Annotated in this window: 1 pseudogene; it reads right to left on the bottom strand. The window is 56.9% G+C overall.

Annotated elements, in window-relative coordinates:
* Positions 1–320, bottom strand: a pseudogene (locus tag HBA93_RS20035) (beta-ketoacyl-ACP synthase II); the annotation flags it as partial.

The following is a 320-nucleotide window of genomic DNA, read 5'->3' as shown; positions in this document are numbered from 1 at the left end:
AACAGACGGGTTGTCGAGATTGAGCGTTGCAGGCGCGATATTATCGCGGATAGCCAATGTCGAGAAAATCGCTTCTGCGGCACCGGCTGCACCCAGCAGGTGACCGATCGAGGATTTGGTCGAGGACATCGAAACCTTGGAAGCCGAGTCACCGACAACGCGCTCAACAGCAGCCAGTTCCAGCGTATCCGCCATGGTCGAAGTACCGTGTGCATTGATGTAATCAATCGCATCCGGTGTGATTTTGGCACTGCGCAGGGCAGCTTCCATGCAGCGCTGTGCGCCCTCACCGTTTTCGCTTGGCGCGGTGATGTGGTAAG

This window comes from Ochrobactrum sp. SFR4 (assembly GCF_019730395.1).
Taxonomy (GTDB): domain Bacteria; phylum Pseudomonadota; class Alphaproteobacteria; order Rhizobiales; family Rhizobiaceae; genus Pseudochrobactrum.
This window is presented reverse-complemented; position numbering and strand designations above follow the sequence as displayed.